This window comes from Nocardioides sp. SRI_004 (assembly GCF_057586415.1).
Window position 1 is genome coordinate 65,833 of the sequence record NZ_JBYCZV010000014.1, and the last position, 14,961, is coordinate 80,793.

Consider the following 14,961-nt stretch of genomic DNA (forward strand, 5'->3'; position numbering starts at 1 on the left):
AATCTACGTGCGACCCCCACGGCCCCTACGGGCGCACCGTCAGGGTCTGCGCGATCGTGCCGAGCGGCCCGTCCTCGTCGTGCATCTTCGAGCTGGTGACGCCGATGCCGCCGGGGCCGTACGACTGGGTCGTGTCGAGCCCGAGCCAGCCCTCGGCCGGGGCGTGCAGGAAGTGGGCGGTCAGGTCGAGGTTGGGGAAGGCCACCTCGCCGGGGTCGGCGCGCACCGCGATGCCGTTCGTGACGTCGACCAGCCCCGCGACCGCGGCCAGCCGGCTGACCGGCTCGTCGGCGACCAGCGCGTGCGGCGTGCGGACCCAGACCATCGACCGGCCGGGACCGAGCTCCTTGCGGCGGACCTCGAGCGACGCGATGAACCCGCCCCGCCACAGGCCGGCCATGTCCCACGGCTCCATCTCGTCGGCGGACGGGATGGAGGGCAGGTCGGTCCCGGCGAGCGGGGTCGTGTCGTAGGGCTCCGCCAGCCACGCCCTGAGTACGACGACCGTGCGGCCACCGTGCGACGCGGTCGCCTGCACCAGCTCGATCGTGCGGCCCGGCCGCAGCACCTCGACGGACACGTCGATCGGCTCGATCGGCACGGTGCCGAAGATGTCGTAGGACAGCCGGCTGACCACGAGACCGTCCTGGCGGCGCCGGTCCCGGTCGGTCTCCACCTCGTGCGCCAGCACGCCGAGCGCGGGCGCGATGTGCTGGGTCGCGAGGTCCCACGCCCCGCCCACGTGCTCGGTGGGGGTGAAGGTGTGCGGTGCGGTCCGGTGCCAGTACGCCACGGGCCCATTGTCCCGGGGGCCGGTCGGGCGTCGTACCCCCGATCGGAGGGGCGGGCCACTTGATCGGCGCGCCCAGTTCACCTCCGGCCCACCGCGCCGCCACCTGCGGCTGGTCGGGTGGCCCCCATGACCCGGAACACCACCCTCCTCCCGAGGACCCTGCTGGCCCTCGCCACCTCGGCCGCCGTCACGCTCGGCGCCGCCACCGTCCCCGCCGAGGCCGCGCCGGCCGGCCACGGCAAGCCGGCCGCCGACGAGACCACCCCGCTCGTGTTCGCCCACCGGGGCGCGTCCGGCTACCGGCCCGAGCACACGCTCGCGGCCTACCGCCTCGCGATCCGGATGGGCGCCGACTACATCGAGCCCGACCTGGTCTCGACCAAGGACGGCGTCCTCGTCGCCCGGCACGAGAACGAGATCAGCGGCACCACCGACGTCGCCGCGCACCCGGAGTTCGCCGGGCGCCGCGCGACGAAGGTCATCGACGGCGTCACGGTCACGGGCTGGTTCACCGAGGACTTCACCCTCGCCGAGCTCAAGACGCTGCGCGCCAAGGAGCGGCTGCCCCAGGTCCGCCCGGACAACACCGCCTACGACGGCCGGTTCGAGATCCCGACCCTGGATGAGGTCATCCAGCTCGCGAAGCGTGAGTCGGGCCGCACCGGCCGGACCATCGGCATCGCGCCGGAGACCAAGCACCCCACCTACTTCGACTCGATCGGGCTCTCGCTCGAGGAGCCGCTGGTGCGCGCCCTGCGCCGCAACGGCCTCGACCGCGCCAACGCCAGGGTCGTCATCCAGTCCTTCGAGACCGGCAACCTGCGCCAGCTCGACACGCTGACCCGGGTCCCGCTGGCTCAGCTGGTCGACGCCGCCGGGGCGCCGTACGACCTCAAGGCCGCCGGCTCGACCACGACCTACGCCGACCTGGTGAAGCCGGCCGGGCTCGCCGAGGTCGCGACCTACGCCGACTGGGTCGCCCCGAACAAGAGCCTGATCCTGCCGCGGGACGCCTCCGGCGCCATCGGTACGCCGAGCGCGGTCGTGGCCGACGCCCACGCCGCCGGGCTCGAGGTCGTCACCTGGACGATGCGTGTCGAGAACCAGTTCCTGCCGACGAACCACCGCATCGGCACCGACCCGAATGCGAAGGGCGACCTCGCCGGCGAGATCGACGCCTTCCTCGACGCCGGGGTCGACGCGCTCTTCTCCGACAACGCCGACATCGCGGTCGCCGCCCGCGACGCGTGGGTGGCCGACAACGACTGAGGCGTCTTCTTCGCCCGGCAGGGGGCACCATGGCGACATGCGCCTGGGCCCCCTGCTGGCATTTCTCGCCGTCGTGCTCGCTGCCGGACTCCTGGCGCCGCCACCGGCTGGCGCCGCGGACGGGCTGACGCTCACCGCTCCCGCGCAGTACGCCGACCGCGACACCCCGTTGACGATCGCCGGTGCGCCGCCCGGCGCCGCGGTGGTCCTCGAGCGCTTCGACGGCACGGACTGGCAGCCCGCAGGCTCCTTCGTCGCCGGTGAGGACGGCACCGTGACCACGCCGGTGCGCGTGCTGCGGGTGCCCGCGCGCAACCTGGTCCGCGCCACCGCCGCCGGTGCCACGGGAGAGCTCCGGCTGCCGCTGCGCGCGATCGGCACGACCACCACGCTGACCGGCCCCCGGCAGGTCGTCGACGAGCGGTCGATCACGTTGACCGTCGTACGACGGACGGCGGAGGGGACGGCGGTCCCCGGCCCGGTCCTGCTGCAGCGCATCGTGGCGGGATCGTGGAGCACGGCCCGCACCCTCACCCTGGGCGCGACCGGTACGGCGACCACCTCGGTCACGCCTCGCAGCGACAGCACCTGGCGGGTGGCCAGCCCCGCGCAGCCGTGGGCGGCCTCCTCGGTCAGCGCCCGGCTGGCCGTCGACAACCTGCCGCCGGGACGCCCGGTCGCGTTGCCGGAGGCGGCGCCGCGTCCGCGGGTCGCGCTGCCCGCCGCACCCCGGGCCACCGGCGCCGGTGCGAACGCCGCGATCTACCGGATCCCGGACCGGGTCTGGCGCTCCATGGTCGGGCGCAGCTGGCACCGCGGCTGCCCGGTCGGCCGCTCGGGCCTGCGCCTGCTGCGGATCAACTACTGGGACTACGCCGGCTACCGCCGCCGCGGGGAGCTGGTCGCGGCCGCGTCGGTCGTCCGGCAGATGGCCGGCGCCCTCGCCGACATGTACCGCGCGGGCCTGCCGATCCGCTCGATGTACCGGGTCGACCGGTTCGGCTGGTCGAAGCGGCTGCAGGGGGCCGACGACTACCGGTCGATGGCCGCCGGAAACACCTCGGCCTTCAACTGCCGGTGGGTCGTCGGCCGGCCCGGCGTCCGCAGCCCGCACACCTACGGACGGGCGCTGGACCTGAACACCTGGGAGAACCCCTACCTGTCGCGCCAGGGCTGGGAGCCGAACTCGTGGTGGCCTTCGCGCTCGCATCCCCGCGCCGCCTGGCGCAGCCGCAGCCACGCCGTCGTGGCGATCATGCGCGCCCGCGGCCTGCGCTGGACCTACGGCACGTCGGACAGCCAGCACTTCGACGCCGTGCCCCCGGGTGGCCGACCGGTCGTCGTACCCGGTTGCGCGGACGTGGTCTGTCACTAGCCTGACGTCGTGGCGGACTGCATCTTCTGCGCGATCGTCGCCGGCGACGCCGAGGCCGACGTCGTCCTCGACGAGCCGGGGTTCCTGGCCTTCCTCGACCGGCGCCCGGTGTTCAAGGGCCACGTCCTGCTCGTGCCCCGCGAGCACGTGGTCACGCTGCCCGACCTCCCGGCGAGCGAGCGCGACGGCTTCCTCGCCGCCGCCCAGCGCCTCGCCACCGCCGTCGTCGAGGGCCTCGCCGCGCAGGGCAGCTTCGTCGCGATGAACAACGTCGTCAGCCAGTCCGTCCCGCACCTGCACCTGCACGTCGTGCCGCGGACGAAGGGCGACGGGCTGCGCGGCTTCTTCTGGCCCCGCCACACGTACGCCGACGGGGAGTCCGCGGAGTATGCCGCCCGCCTGCGGGCGGCGCTCTCCGCGTAGGCTGCCGCCGATCGTGTACCGAGTTGAGAGGTCAGCACCCATGGGTCGTTTCGACGGGCGAGTCGCCGTCATCACCGGAGCAGCGCGCGGGATCGGGTTCGGCACCGCCACCCGCTTCGCGGAGGAGGGCGCGTCGGTCGCGATCGTCGACCTCGACGAGACCGCGGCCGCGGAGGCCGCCGCGAAGCTGCCGCTCACCGAGGGCGCGAAGGCGATCGGCGTGGGCGCCAACGTCTCCGACGGCGCGTCGGTCGACGCCGCCGTCGAGCGGGTCGTCACCGAGCTGGGTGGGATCCACATCCTGGTGAACAACGCGGGCATCACCCGCGACAACCTTCTCTTCAAGATGACCGAGGAGGACTGGGACCTGGTGATGGGGGTGCACCTCAAGGGTGCTTTCTTGATGACCAAGGCCGCGCAGAAGCACTTCGTGGAGCAGAAGTACGGCAAGGTCGTGAACATCTCCTCGATCTCGGCGCTGGGCAACCGGGGGCAGGCCAACTACTCGGCCGCGAAGATGGGCGTGCAGGGCTTCACCCGCACTCTGGGCATCGAGCTGGGCCCGTTCGGGATCAACGTCAACGCGGTCGCGCCGGGCTTCATCGCGACCGAGATGACCGACGCCACCGCGGCCCGGCTGAAGATGGACGTCGACGAGTTCCGCCGCCTCAACGCGGAGGCGAACCCGGTCCGCCGCGTCGGCCTGCCCGACGACATCGCGGCCGCGGTCACCTTCCTGTCGGCCGACGAGTCGTCGTACATCACCGGCCAGACGCTCTACGTCGACGGCGGGATCAGCCTCGGAACCTGAGCACCCTGCAATGCAGCACATGGAGCCGCTCCCGCGACACGCGGGGGCGGCTCCGTCGTCCTCGGGGCCTCTGGGCCAGACTGGTCGGGTGCGTGTGAAGACTCTGCGATCTGCCCTGCCCGCCTCGCTCGTCGTGATGAGCCTCGTGCTCGCCGGATGCGGCGGGGGAGACGACGACTCCGCCGACAAGCCCAAGAGCGACGAGACCCCGTCGCAGAGCCAGGCGCCCGAGGAGCCGGCCACCTGGCCGCTGACGGGTGAGCTGACCAAGGGCGGCGCCTCGGCGGAGCTCACCCACCCGGCGTACATCGTCAAGATCGACAACTCCCAGGACAGCAACCCGCAGATCGGTGTCGGCAAGGCCGACCTCGTGGTGGAGGAGCTGGTCGAGGGCGGCATCACGCGCCTTGCGGTCTTCTACTACGAGAACCTGCCCAAGCAGGTCGGCCCGGTCCGCTCGATGCGGCTGACCGACATCGGCATCGCCAAGCCGCTCGGTGCCTCGATCGTCACCTCGGGTGCGGCGCCGGTCACGCTCGACGGCCTGCGGAAGGCCGGCATCAAGTTCCTCGACATGAACAACCCGCACGTCGTGCGGGTCAGCGACGGCACCCACGACTCGCTGCACAGCGTGATGGCCAACCTGAAGAAGATCGGCGCCGACGCGAAGCAGGACCCCGCGCGTCCCGCCGACTACCTGCCCTTCGGCGACGAGGCGCTCCCCGCCGGCAAGCCGGCGACCACGATCGACGTCAAGCTCTCCGGCTCCCGGACGTCGCACTGGAAGTTCGAGGGCGGGAAGTACGTCCTGCAGAACGGCTACATGCCGCAGGGCGACGTCTTCACCCCGGACACCGTCATCGCGGCCACCGTGCGCACGACGCTCGCGCCCTACTCCGACCCGGCCGGCAACCCGGTCCCGGTCTCCCACTTCGAGGGCAGCGGCAAGGCGCTGATCTTCCACGACGGCGAGGTCGTCGAGGCGACCTGGGAGAAGGCCGACGAGGGCGCCGAGATCACCTTCAAGGATGCCGACGGCAAGGAGCTCGACATCCCGGTCGGGCGCACCTGGCTCGAGCTGGTGCCCGGCAAGGGCGCCGCGGCGACCGGTGGGGTCACCTACGGCAAGTGAGCCGTCCTTGAGCCCGCGCTGACCGGTCGGCCCCGCCAGGGGCCGGCCGGTCGGCCATTTCCGGCGGCTCAGTCGCTCTCGTCGGCCTCGGGCAGCTCGACGGTGTCGAAGGCACTGGGCATGTCGATGCCCTTCTCCACGAGGCTCTGCACGCCGGCGAGGAGGAAGCCGATGGCGTTCTCGACGCGCCGCGCCGCCGCCTCCGGGTCGTCGGAGGTGGCGACGGACTCGCCGGCCGACGACATCGCGCCGAAGAAGATGCGCGAGAAGGTCTGCAGCATCGGCTCGTCGAGCTCCCAGGAGCCGGCGTCGAGCGTGGCGCGGACGATCTCGACGATGTTCGCGTACGTCGAGCGCTCCTCCTGCTCGCGGAACCGCTCGTAGCCCAGCACGGCCGGGCCGTCCTGGATGACGATCCGTCGGTAGCGCATCTCCTGCACCACCTGGAGGAAGGAGCGCAGGCCCTCGGTCGCCTTGCGCCACGGGTCCTTCTCGTTGCGCAGGGCCTTCTGGATCCGCTTCGCCGACTCCTGCTCGACCCGCTCGAAGACGGCCTCGAAGAGCGCCTGCTTGCCGGAGTAGTGGTGGTAGAGCGCGCCCTTGGTCACCCGCGCGCCGGCGACGATGGCGTCCAGCGAGGTGGCGGCGTACCCCTTCTCGGCGAAGAGCTTCTCGGCGACGTCGACCAGGGCCCGCTTGGTGGAGGCGGAGTACGCCGCCCTCCGGGTCGCTCCCGCGACCCCCGGAACCTTGGGGACCAGCTTGGAGACGGACGCCTTTGCCACCGGTTCAGCATAGGCAACCCGCATTCCGGATCGTGACACCGGTCACCCCCGGAGGTGGGCGGGATCACGGTGTCGTGCCGTTTGGCATACCCCCGGTCTGCGCCATACTCGTAGTACGTACCAGCGGTATGTCAGGTACCCCCAGTCTTCCCTCCCGAGGCCTGGCAGCCGCCGAGAAGCAAGGAGCTGACCATGACCTGGAAGGCCTACCACAACCGGGGCGAGACCCTCCGCGCCGTCATCAACACGTCCTCCGTCCGCCGTGACGGCGTCCTGCCCATGGACGTCGCCGGCGTCGCGGAGACCTTCCGCGACGAGCTCGACCTGCTCGCCGCGCTCACGCTCAAGTGGCACACCCGCCTGTCCGGCAACATCGAGCAGATGCTGGCCCACCAGCCGGTCGACCTCGACGAGGCCGTCACCGTCGCCTGGAGCAACACCGCGCACGAGCTCGCCGGTGTGCGGATGATCATCGACAACTACCGCACCAACCCGCTCGACGACGCGATGGCCCGGGCCATGGCGACCGCCGCGGACAAGGAGCACTACCTGCTGGCCGTGATGGCCGGCCGCTCCAGCCTGCTGAGCGAGGAGGCCGCGCTGCGCATCGGCGCCGACCTCGAGGAGCGGGCCCGCCTGCTCCACCGCGGCATCCCGGTGATCACGCCGGACGCCGCCTACGAGGAGCCGGAGGTGCGGGGCTCGCTCCTCGAGCGCCTGCGCGCGGTGCTCGCCGCCTGACCGAACCCCCCGCCGAGTCCGACCCCGGACCTGACGCACCCTCCCTCCCAACGCGTCGGGTCCGGGGTCGCTCCGTGTCCGGATACCGGCGCCGCGTGGGTCGAGGTGGGATGATGGGGACATGTCGAGCGCAACCGGCCACGGCACGGGGGAGATCGCGGTCGGGAGCCTGCTCCTGGCCAGTCCGGCGCTGCTGGACCCCAACTTCGTCGACACGGTGGTGCTGCTGCTCGACGTGAACGACGAGGGCGCGCTCGGCGTCGTCCTCAACCGGCCCTCGGCCCTGCCCGTCTCGGAGGTGCTGGGGGAGTGGGGAGACGTCGTCGACGAGCCGGAGGTGCTCTTCCAGGGCGGCCCGGTCTCCACCGACGGTGCCCTCGCAGTGGCGCTGGCCTCGCCCGACGGCCTCGACTCCGCCGGCTTCAAGGCGATGTGGGGCCGGATCGGCCTGCTCGACCTCGACACCCCGCGCGAGCTGGTCGACGGCACGGTCGACCGGCTGCGGATCTTCGCCGGCTACGCCGGCTGGGGCGCCGGCCAGCTGCAGGCCGAGGTCGCCGAGGGCAGCTGGTACGTCGTCCCGGGGCTCGTCGACGACGTGTTCGCCGGCGAGGTCCCCGACCTGCGCCGGCAGGTGCTGCGCCGCCAGCCCGGCGACCTCGCGATGCACGCCACCCGGCCGGCCGACCCGGAGCTGAACTGACTTGAGACATTGATGTCTCGTGTGAGACAGTGAAGTCTCACAATAGGAGGCTTCCCATGTCCACCCGGGACACCGTGCTCAGCGCCGCCCAGCGCCTGCTCACCACCGACCCCACCGCGTCCATGGCGCAGATCGCCACCGCCGCCGGCGTGGGCCGCGCGACCGTGCACCGCCACTTCGCCAGCCGCGAGGAGCTGCTCCGGGAGATCGGCGGCCGCTCGCTCGACCGCTGGTCGGAGAGCCTGGGGCTGGCCGACGTCGAGGGGGCGATCGCGTCGGGCGACCCCACCCGGATCCGGGCCTGCCTCGAGGAGCTGCTGCGCCAGTTCGTGGCGGACACCGAGGACTTCGGCATCGCTCTGACCGACGTCACCGTGCTCAACGATGCCGAGCTCAAGGCCAGGGCGGACGTCTGCTTCGCCCGGGAAGTCGCCCTCTACGCCGCCGCGCAGGCCGCGGGAGTGCTGCGCGCCGACGTCCCGGCCCGTTGGCTGGGGCACACGGTCTGCGGGCTGCTCATCGCGATCCGCGACGCACTGGTCGCGGGCGACGTGGCCCGTCGGGATGCCGCCGACCTCGTGCTCTCGACCTTCCTCGAGGGAGGTGTGGCCCGATGACCGCCGTAGCGCCGACACCGACACCGGCGGCGAGCCGTCGCCGGTGGGCGGGCCTCGCCGTGCTCGCGGCGAGCCTGCTGGTCGTGGTCATGGACATGACCGTCCTCAACGTGGCGCTGCCGGAGCTGACCGCCGACCTCGGAGCCGGCGCGCTCGCGCAGCTGTGGGTCGTCGACGTCTACTCGCTGGTCCTCGCCGGTCTGCTGATCCCCGTCGCGGCGCTGGCCGACCGCTGGGGCCGCCGCCGGATGCTGGTGACCGGTTTCGCGATCTTCGCCCTCGCCTCGTTCGCCGCCCTGTTCGCCCGCTCCGCGGGCGACGTCATCGCCCTCCGCGCGCTGCTCGGCGTCGGCGGCGCGATGATCATGCCGGCGACGCTCTCGCTCATCCGCGCGCTGTTCCCCGACGCCCGCGAGCGCGCGTTCGCGCTCGGCCTGTGGGCGTCCACGGCCGCCGTCGGTGGCGCCGTCGGACCGATCGTCGGCGGTGCGCTGGTCAGCGCCTTCAGCTGGCACGCGGCCTTCCTCGTCAACGTGCCGCTCATGGTCGTCGCCTTCGTCGCCGGCCGTGCCCTGCTCCCCGAGAGTCGCTCGGACCGCCCGGGCGTCGTCGACGCCGCCGGCGTCCTGTTGTCGGTGGGCGGCATGGTCGCGGCCGTGTACGGCGTCAAGCACCTCGGCAAGGAGGGCGTCGAGCCCTCGGCGGTGCTGGCCCTCGTGGCCGGGGTGGCGCTGCTGGTGGCCTTCGTCCGGCGCTGCCTGCGCCAGGACGACCCGATGCTCGCGGTCGGCCTCTTCGCCGACCCGGTCTTCCGGGCCGGTGTCCTCACGGCGCTGGCGAGCAGCACGGCGATGATCGCGCTGCTCTTCGTCGGCTCGCAGTGGCTGCAGCTGGTCCAGGGGTGGTCGCCGCTCGTCGCCGGGGTAGCACTGCTGCCGATGGCCCTGGGCGGACTGGTCGGCCCTCCGCTCGCGCCGGCCGTCGCCGCGCGCCTCGGTGCCCGCAGGGTCGTCGTCGCCGGGCTGCTCGTCCTCGCGCTCGGCCTGCTCGTGCTCGGCGTCCTGCCGCGCCCGATGCCGTACGCCGGGGTCGCGGTGGCCCTGTTGCTGGTCGGCTTCGGCACCGCCGCGCTCGGGCTGGCGTCGGCGCTGATCATGGGGGCCGCGCCCGCGCACCAGGCGGGATCCGCGGCCGCGGTCGAGGAGATGTCCTACGAGGTCGGGGGAGTCCTGGGCGTCGCGCTGCTGGGCAGCCTCGCCGGCCTGGTCTACCGGGCCGGGCTCCCGGCCGGGGCGCCGGCCGAGGCGGTCGAGTCGCTGTCGGGGGCGCTCGGGACGCCGGTCGAGCCGTCCGCGCTGGCGGCGTACACCGACGCGTTCGGAGCCGTCGGACTGGCAGGCGCGGTGATCACGCTGGTCGTCGCGGCGATCGTGTGGAGGGGCCTGCCGGAGGACGTCGATGTCGCGGTGAGCCACTAGAGTGTCCTGGTGACCACGATCGGCTTCTCGACAGAAACGGATGTCCGCGAGGACCGCCGTACCGTCCCGACCGACGAGGGCGACCACGAGCGTTTCTCGCACTACGTGGACAAGGACAAGCTCACCGAGGCGATGGTCATGGGCACCCCCGTGGTGGCCCTCTGCGGCAAGGTCTGGGTGCCCAGCCGCGCGCCGGAGAAGTTCCCGGTCTGCCCGGACTGCAAGGAGATCTGGGAGAGCATGTCGGACGACGAAGGGTCTGGTCCGGACGCATGACGTCGCTCGGTCCGGCCTGGCCGGAGCGGGCAGCCTGGGGCACGGCGCCGTCGCTGCGTGCCTGGCAGTCCGCCGCGCTCCAGGACTACCTCGCCCGCAACCCCCGGGACTTCCTCGCCGTCGCGACGCCCGGCGCCGGCAAGACCACGTTCGCGCTGACCGTGGCCGCCGAGCTGCTCGGCCGCCGCATCGTCGACCGGCTCGTCATCGTCGCGCCCACGGAGCACCTGAAGCTGCAGTGGGCCGAGGCGGCCGCCCGCGCGGGGATCCCGGTCGACCCGACGTACTCCGCGGGCGCCGGCAAGATCGCCAGCGACTTCGTCGGCGTCGCCGTCACCTATGCGGGTGTGGGCGTCAACCCGCTCGCGATGCGCATCCGCACCGAGCGGTTCCGGACGCTGGTCATCCTCGACGAGGTGCACCACGCCGGTGACTCGCTGAGCTGGGGCGAGGGTGTCCGCGAGGCGTTCGAGCCCGCCGCCCGCCGGCTGGCGCTGACCGGCACGCCCTTCCGCTCCGACATCAACCCGATCCCGTTCGTCACCTACGCCCCCGGCGAGGACGGCGTCCCGACCTCGGTCGCCGACTACACCTACGGCTACGCCGAGGCGCTCAAGGACCACGTCGTGCGCCCCGTGCTCTTCCTGGCGTACTCCGGGCAGATGAGCTGGCGCACCCGCGCCGGCGACGAGGTCGCCGCCTCGCTCGGCGAGCCACTGACCAAGGACATGACCTCGCAGGCGCTGCGCACGGCCCTCGACCCGAAGGGCTCGTGGATGCCGTCGGTGCTCGCCGCGGCCGACAAGCGCCTCTCCGAGGTACGCCGCCACGTCCCCGACGCGGGCGGCCTGGTCATCGCCACCGACCAGGACAGCGCACGCGCCTACGCCAAGCTGCTCAAGCAGATCACCGGCGAGTCCGTGACGGTCGTCCTGTCGGACGAGAAGGCCGCGTCGAAGAAGATCTCCGCGTTCAGCGCCGACGACAGCCGCTGGATGGTCGCGGTCCGGATGGTGTCCGAGGGCGTCGACGTCCCGCGCCTGGCGGTCGGCGTGTGGGCGACCACCACCTCGACGCCGCTCTTCTTCGCCCAGGCCGTCGGCCGCTTCGTGCGTGCCCGGACCCGCGGCGAGATCGCGTCGGTCTTCCTGCCGTCGGTCCCCAACCTGCTGACCTTCGCCGCGGAGCTCGAGGCCCAGCGCGACCACGTCCTGAAGCGCAAGGTCAACAACGACGGCGACATCTTCGCCGCCGAGGAAGACCTGATGAACCAGGCCAACGCCGGCGACGCCGCCTCCGACGAGCTCGACGCCGTGCCCTTCGAGGCGCTCGGGTCCGAGGCCCGCTTCGACCACGCGCTGTACGACGGCGCTCAGTTCGGCCACGAGGGCGAGGTCCACGTGGGCTCCGAGGAGGAGATGGACTTCCTCGGCATCCCGGGCCTGCTCGAGCCCGACCAGATGCGGAGCCTGCTGCGGCAGCGGCAGGAGGACCGGCGTCGTACCCGGTCGAAGGCGGTGGAGGTCGAGGAGGCGCGCCCCGCGGACACGCTCGCCGACGTCACCACCCACGAGCACCTCGCCGTCCTGCGCCGCGAGCTCAACGGGCTGGTCGCCTCGTGGAACCACCGCACCGGGCAGGCGCACGGCATCACCCACGCCGCGCTCCGCAAGGAGTGCGGGGGACCGGCCGCGGCCGTCGCCAACGCTGAGCAGCTGCAGAAGCGGATCGACCGGATCCGGGAGTGGTCGGTCCGCAAGACCTCCTGAAGGTCCCGGGTCAGCCCTCGAAGGGGCGGACGCCCGGGCCGGGGCGGGTGGCGACGTGGCGGGGGTCGTCGACGTGGTGGCCGGCGGCGCAGCGGACCTCGACGTGGACCGGCTCCGCGCACTCGCCGCGGTGCACGAAGACGGTCGGCGGGCCGCCGGGGTCGGCGAGGTGGCGGTCGCCCCAGTGGCTGATCGCGAGCAGGATCGGCTGCAGCTCGAGGCCCTTGTCGGTCAGGCGGTACTCGTGCCGGACCCGGGAGCCCTCCTGCTGGTAGGGCTCGCGGCGCAGGATGCCCTCCTCGACCAGCGAGGCGAGCCGGTTGGAGAGCACCTGGCGGGGGATGCCGGAGTGGCGGCGGATGTCGTCGAAGCGTCGTACGCCGAGGAAGACCTCGCGCAGCACGACCACCGTCCAGCGCTCGCCGAGGATCGCCATCGCCCGGCCGAGGGTGCAGTTGTCGACCGACCAGGCGAGTGCCGGCGGCGAGGTGGCCACGGTGCTCATGGGGCCAGCATAGGCGCCCCTAGGTCTCATTGACAGACCCAGCGTGGCCCGCGACGATGGGGCCATGACTGAGTCCGCGATCCAGACCCAGCTCGACCCGAGCACGCTCGACGGCTTCGAGCAGCTGCACGCGATCCTCGACGGCCACCTGCCGCCGGCGCCGATCGCGGAGACCCTCGGCTTCGTGGGCTTCGAGGTGCCCGAGCGCGGCACCGCGATCTTCGAGCTCGACCCCGAGCTGCGCCACTACAACCCGATCGGCAGCATGCACGGCGGCGTCTTCGCGACCCTGCTCGACTCCGCCTGCGGGTGCGCGGTCCACTCGACCCTCGCGGTGGGGGAGGCCTACACCTCGCTGGACCTCACGGTGAAGTTCCTCAAGGCGGTCACCGTCGACTCCGGCCGGCTGCGCGCCGTCGGCACGGTGATGCAGCGCGGCCGCCGTACCGCCCTCGCCGAGGCGAAGCTGTACGACGGCCGCGGCCAGCTGGTGGCCTACGCCTCGAGCTCGTGCCTGATCATCGCGTGATCAGCTGAGGTCGCCCAGCGCCTCGGCCTCCGCCTCCTCGGCGGAGTGCGGGGCCGGGGCGCCGTGCAGGGCGGTCGCGATGGTCCGGCCGCCGGCCAGCATCACCACGACGCCGACCGCGACGGCGATCCCGCCGAACCAGAACGGCGCGGCCGAGCCCTGGTGCTCGGCGAGCTTGAGCGCCACGTACGGGCCGACGGCGCCGCCGGTGAACCGCACGAACGAGTACGCCGCCGACGCGACCGGCCGCTCGACCGGTGCCGCGCCCATGACGGCCTCGGTGACCAGCGTGTTGATGACGCCGAGGAAGGCGCCGGCGACGACGATGCCGACGATGACGACGCTGCTGGTGTCCGCGCCGAGCGCCATGAGGAGCAGGTCGAGCGCGAAGAGCGCGAGGGCGCCGACCAGCGCGGGCACGGTGCCGACGCGGCGCTGCACCCACGGGGCGAGCGCGACGGACGCGACCGCGAGCAGCACGCCCCAGCCGAAGAAGATCCAGCCGATCTCCATGATCCCGGCCTCCGGCAGCGCGAACGGGCCCGCCGCGAGCAGCGAGAAGAAGCCCAGGTTGTAGCAGACCGCGACCGCGGCCATGATCGCGAGCGCGGGGTGCGCCAAGGCCTTGAACGGGTCCGCCAAAGTCGTGCGACGGGCCGCCGGCGGGGTGGCCGGCAGGAAGACCGCGGTGGCGACGAGGGCGATGGTCATCAGCACCGAGACCCCGAAGAACGGGCCGCGCCACGACTGCTCGCCGAGCAGGCCGCCGACGAGCGGGCCGGACGCGATGCCCAGGCCGAGGGCGGCCTCGAACAGGATGATCGCCTGCGCCAGGGAGCCCCTCGACGCGCTGACGATCGTCGACAGTGCGGTCGCGATGAACAGGGCGTTGCCCAGGCCCCAGCCGGCGCGGAAGCCGATGACGGCGCCGACCGAGCCGGACAGCCCCGCCAGCCCGGCGAACATGATGATGAGGAAGAGCCCCAGCAGGAGGGTCCTCTTGGCGCCGATCCGGGTCGAGACCACGCCGGTGACGAGCATCGCGACGCCCATCACGGCCATGTAGCTGGTGAACAGCAAGGAGACCTGGCTCGGGCTCGCCTCGAGCTTCGCGGCGATCTCCTTGAGGATCGGGTCGACGAGGCCGATGCCCATGAAGGCGATGACGCAGGCGAAGGCGACGGCCCAGACGGCGCGCGGCTGGTGGAGGAACGAGCCTCCGGTGGCGGTCTCCTCGGTGGTGGGGTGGGCGGTGGCGGTCACATGCTTCCTTCCGTGCTGGTGCTGCTGCTGGGGTCGACGACGGCCCGGAGCACGGCCACGGCGGTCGCGAGGTCGTCGGCGGAGAGGTCGGGGTGCCGGGCGAGCCGCTCGGCCACGAGCGAGGCGCTCAGTGCGCGCACCCGACGCAGCTCGGCGCGGCCCGCGTCGGTGAGGGTGACCAAGCTGCTGCGGGCGTCCGCCGGGTTCGGCGTCTTCGCCACCCAGCCCTGGTCGGTGAGCTGGCTGACCTGGCCGGTCATCGTCGGCTGCGAGCAGCGGTCTGCCTGGGCCAGCGCGGTCACCGACTGCGGGCCGAGCTCGTCGAGGATCGACAGCACGCGCACGCCGGCCGAGGGGGCGTGGCTGCGGCGGACCAGCCGGACGAGGCGGGCGGCGTACACGGTGAGGTCGCTGCTGAGGGCGGCAGTGTCGGGCGTGCTCACGTCCGCCGACTATACATCGGAAACCTATGTAAAAGTCGAGTGTCCGTGG

At 72.7% G+C, this 14,961-nt stretch carries 17 protein-coding genes; 12 read left to right on the forward strand and 5 right to left on the reverse strand.

What is annotated here, in order from left to right; genetic code table 11:
• Positions 1-25: 25 nt before the first annotated feature.
• Positions 26-793 (reverse strand): thioesterase family protein, encoded by a 768-nt coding sequence (locus AC2YHB_RS18580; protein ID WP_036540715.1) that lies wholly within the window; start codon positions 791-793, stop codon positions 26-28.
• Between the two features lie 126 nt (positions 794-919).
• On the opposite strand from AC2YHB_RS18580, the gene AC2YHB_RS18585 reads away from it, so the two are divergent.
• From AC2YHB_RS18585 to AC2YHB_RS18605, 5 genes are all read left to right on the forward strand, one after another.
• Positions 920-2,062 carry a glycerophosphodiester phosphodiesterase gene (locus AC2YHB_RS18585; protein ID WP_487354458.1) on the forward strand — a complete coding sequence of 381 codons (1,143 nt, stop codon included), beginning with the start codon at positions 920-922 and terminating at the stop codon, positions 2,060-2,062.
• 37 nt (positions 2,063-2,099) lie between these two features.
• Entirely contained in the window at positions 2,100-3,437 is a 1,338-nt protein-coding gene (locus AC2YHB_RS18590) for a M15 family metallopeptidase (RefSeq protein WP_051931372.1), read from the forward strand.
• Between the two features lie 9 nt (positions 3,438-3,446).
• Positions 3,447-3,860 (forward strand): HIT family protein, encoded by a 414-nt coding sequence (locus AC2YHB_RS18595; protein ID WP_487354459.1) that lies wholly within the window; start codon positions 3,447-3,449, stop codon positions 3,858-3,860.
• A 40-nt stretch (positions 3,861-3,900) separates the two neighbouring features.
• On the forward strand, positions 3,901-4,671 hold the full coding sequence (locus tag AC2YHB_RS18600; RefSeq protein WP_487354460.1) for an SDR family NAD(P)-dependent oxidoreductase: 771 nt from the start codon (positions 3,901-3,903) through the stop codon (positions 4,669-4,671).
• Between the two features lie 88 nt (positions 4,672-4,759).
• A complete protein-coding gene (locus AC2YHB_RS18605; protein ID WP_487354461.1) occupies positions 4,760-5,803 on the forward strand; it encodes a DUF3048 domain-containing protein in 1,044 nt (347 codons plus the stop codon).
• Between the two features lie 68 nt (positions 5,804-5,871).
• Here AC2YHB_RS18605 and AC2YHB_RS18610 read toward each other — a convergent pair whose 3' ends face one another.
• A complete protein-coding gene (locus tag AC2YHB_RS18610) occupies positions 5,872-6,588 on the reverse strand; it encodes a TetR/AcrR family transcriptional regulator (protein ID WP_051931376.1) in 717 nt (238 codons plus the stop codon).
• A gap of 192 nt (positions 6,589-6,780) precedes the next feature.
• On the opposite strand from AC2YHB_RS18610, the gene AC2YHB_RS18615 reads away from it, so the two are divergent.
• From AC2YHB_RS18615 to AC2YHB_RS18640, 6 genes are all read left to right on the forward strand, one after another.
• Entirely contained in the window at positions 6,781-7,329 is a 549-nt protein-coding gene (locus AC2YHB_RS18615) for a hypothetical protein (protein WP_179650193.1), read from the forward strand.
• 121 nt (positions 7,330-7,450) lie between these two features.
• Positions 7,451-8,032 (forward strand): YqgE/AlgH family protein, encoded by a 582-nt coding sequence (locus tag AC2YHB_RS18620; RefSeq protein WP_036540725.1) that lies wholly within the window; start codon positions 7,451-7,453, stop codon positions 8,030-8,032.
• Positions 8,033-8,088: 56 nt separating this feature from the next.
• Positions 8,089-8,649, forward strand: a complete 561-nt coding sequence (locus AC2YHB_RS18625; RefSeq protein WP_487354462.1) for a TetR/AcrR family transcriptional regulator — start codon at positions 8,089-8,091, stop codon at positions 8,647-8,649.
• Positions 8,646-10,127, forward strand: a complete 1,482-nt coding sequence (locus AC2YHB_RS18630) for an MFS transporter (RefSeq protein WP_487354463.1) — start codon at positions 8,646-8,648, stop codon at positions 10,125-10,127. The genes AC2YHB_RS18625 and AC2YHB_RS18630 overlap by 4 nt, the downstream gene beginning before the upstream one ends.
• 18 nt (positions 10,128-10,145) lie before the next feature.
• Positions 10,146-10,403: a DUF3039 domain-containing protein gene (locus AC2YHB_RS18635; RefSeq protein ID WP_036541073.1), complete on the forward strand. Its 258-nt coding sequence runs from the start codon at positions 10,146-10,148 to the stop codon at positions 10,401-10,403.
• Positions 10,400-12,172, forward strand: a complete 1,773-nt coding sequence (locus AC2YHB_RS18640) for a DEAD/DEAH box helicase (protein ID WP_036540733.1) — start codon at positions 10,400-10,402, stop codon at positions 12,170-12,172. Before AC2YHB_RS18635 ends, AC2YHB_RS18640 begins: the two co-directional genes overlap by 4 nt.
• 10 nt (positions 12,173-12,182) lie before the next feature.
• On the opposite strand, the gene AC2YHB_RS18645 is transcribed toward AC2YHB_RS18640, so the two are convergent.
• A complete protein-coding gene (locus AC2YHB_RS18645; RefSeq protein ID WP_036540735.1) occupies positions 12,183-12,677 on the reverse strand; it encodes a winged helix-turn-helix transcriptional regulator in 495 nt (164 codons plus the stop codon).
• Between the two features lie 64 nt (positions 12,678-12,741).
• Here AC2YHB_RS18645 and AC2YHB_RS18650 point away from each other — a divergent pair, with 64 nt between their 5' ends.
• The gene (locus AC2YHB_RS18650; protein WP_036540738.1) at positions 12,742-13,206 is read left to right on the forward strand and encodes a PaaI family thioesterase; all 465 of its coding nucleotides are present in this window, start codon (positions 12,742-12,744) and stop codon (positions 13,204-13,206) included.
• Here the strand turns inward: AC2YHB_RS18650 and AC2YHB_RS18655 are convergent, their stop codons facing one another.
• Both AC2YHB_RS18655 and AC2YHB_RS18660 read right to left on the reverse strand, forming a co-directional pair.
• Positions 13,207-14,469 carry an MFS transporter gene (locus AC2YHB_RS18655; RefSeq protein ID WP_487354464.1) on the reverse strand — a complete coding sequence of 421 codons (1,263 nt, stop codon included), beginning with the start codon at positions 14,467-14,469 and terminating at the stop codon, positions 13,207-13,209.
• A complete protein-coding gene (locus tag AC2YHB_RS18660; protein ID WP_487354465.1) occupies positions 14,466-14,912 on the reverse strand; it encodes a MarR family winged helix-turn-helix transcriptional regulator in 447 nt (148 codons plus the stop codon). The genes AC2YHB_RS18655 and AC2YHB_RS18660 overlap by 4 nt, the downstream gene beginning before the upstream one ends.
• Positions 14,913-14,961 lie beyond the last annotated feature (49 nt).

Excerpts from the sequence above, each read along its gene's own strand:
- AC2YHB_RS18600 (WP_487354460.1), top strand. The coding sequence starts at position 3,901 with ATGGGTCGTTTCGACGGGCGAGTCGCCGTCATCACCGGAGCAGCGCGC.
- AC2YHB_RS18585 (WP_487354458.1), top strand. The coding sequence starts at position 920 with ATGACCCGGAACACCACCCTCCTCCCGAGGACCCTGCTGGCCCTCGCC.
- AC2YHB_RS18630 (WP_487354463.1), top strand. The coding sequence starts at position 8,646 with ATGACCGCCGTAGCGCCGACACCGACACCGGCGGCGAGCCGTCGCCGG.
- AC2YHB_RS18625 (WP_487354462.1), top strand. The coding sequence starts at position 8,089 with ATGTCCACCCGGGACACCGTGCTCAGCGCCGCCCAGCGCCTGCTCACC.
- AC2YHB_RS18640 (WP_036540733.1), top strand. The coding sequence starts at position 10,400 with ATGACGTCGCTCGGTCCGGCCTGGCCGGAGCGGGCAGCCTGGGGCACG.
- AC2YHB_RS18620 (WP_036540725.1), top strand. The coding sequence starts at position 7,451 with ATGTCGAGCGCAACCGGCCACGGCACGGGGGAGATCGCGGTCGGGAGC.
- AC2YHB_RS18615 (WP_179650193.1), top strand. The coding sequence starts at position 6,781 with ATGACCTGGAAGGCCTACCACAACCGGGGCGAGACCCTCCGCGCCGTC.
- AC2YHB_RS18590 (WP_051931372.1), top strand. The coding sequence starts at position 2,100 with ATGCGCCTGGGCCCCCTGCTGGCATTTCTCGCCGTCGTGCTCGCTGCC.
- AC2YHB_RS18645 (WP_036540735.1), bottom strand. The coding sequence starts at position 12,677 with ATGAGCACCGTGGCCACCTCGCCGCCGGCACTCGCCTGGTCGGTCGAC.
- AC2YHB_RS18650 (WP_036540738.1), top strand. The coding sequence starts at position 12,742 with ATGACTGAGTCCGCGATCCAGACCCAGCTCGACCCGAGCACGCTCGAC.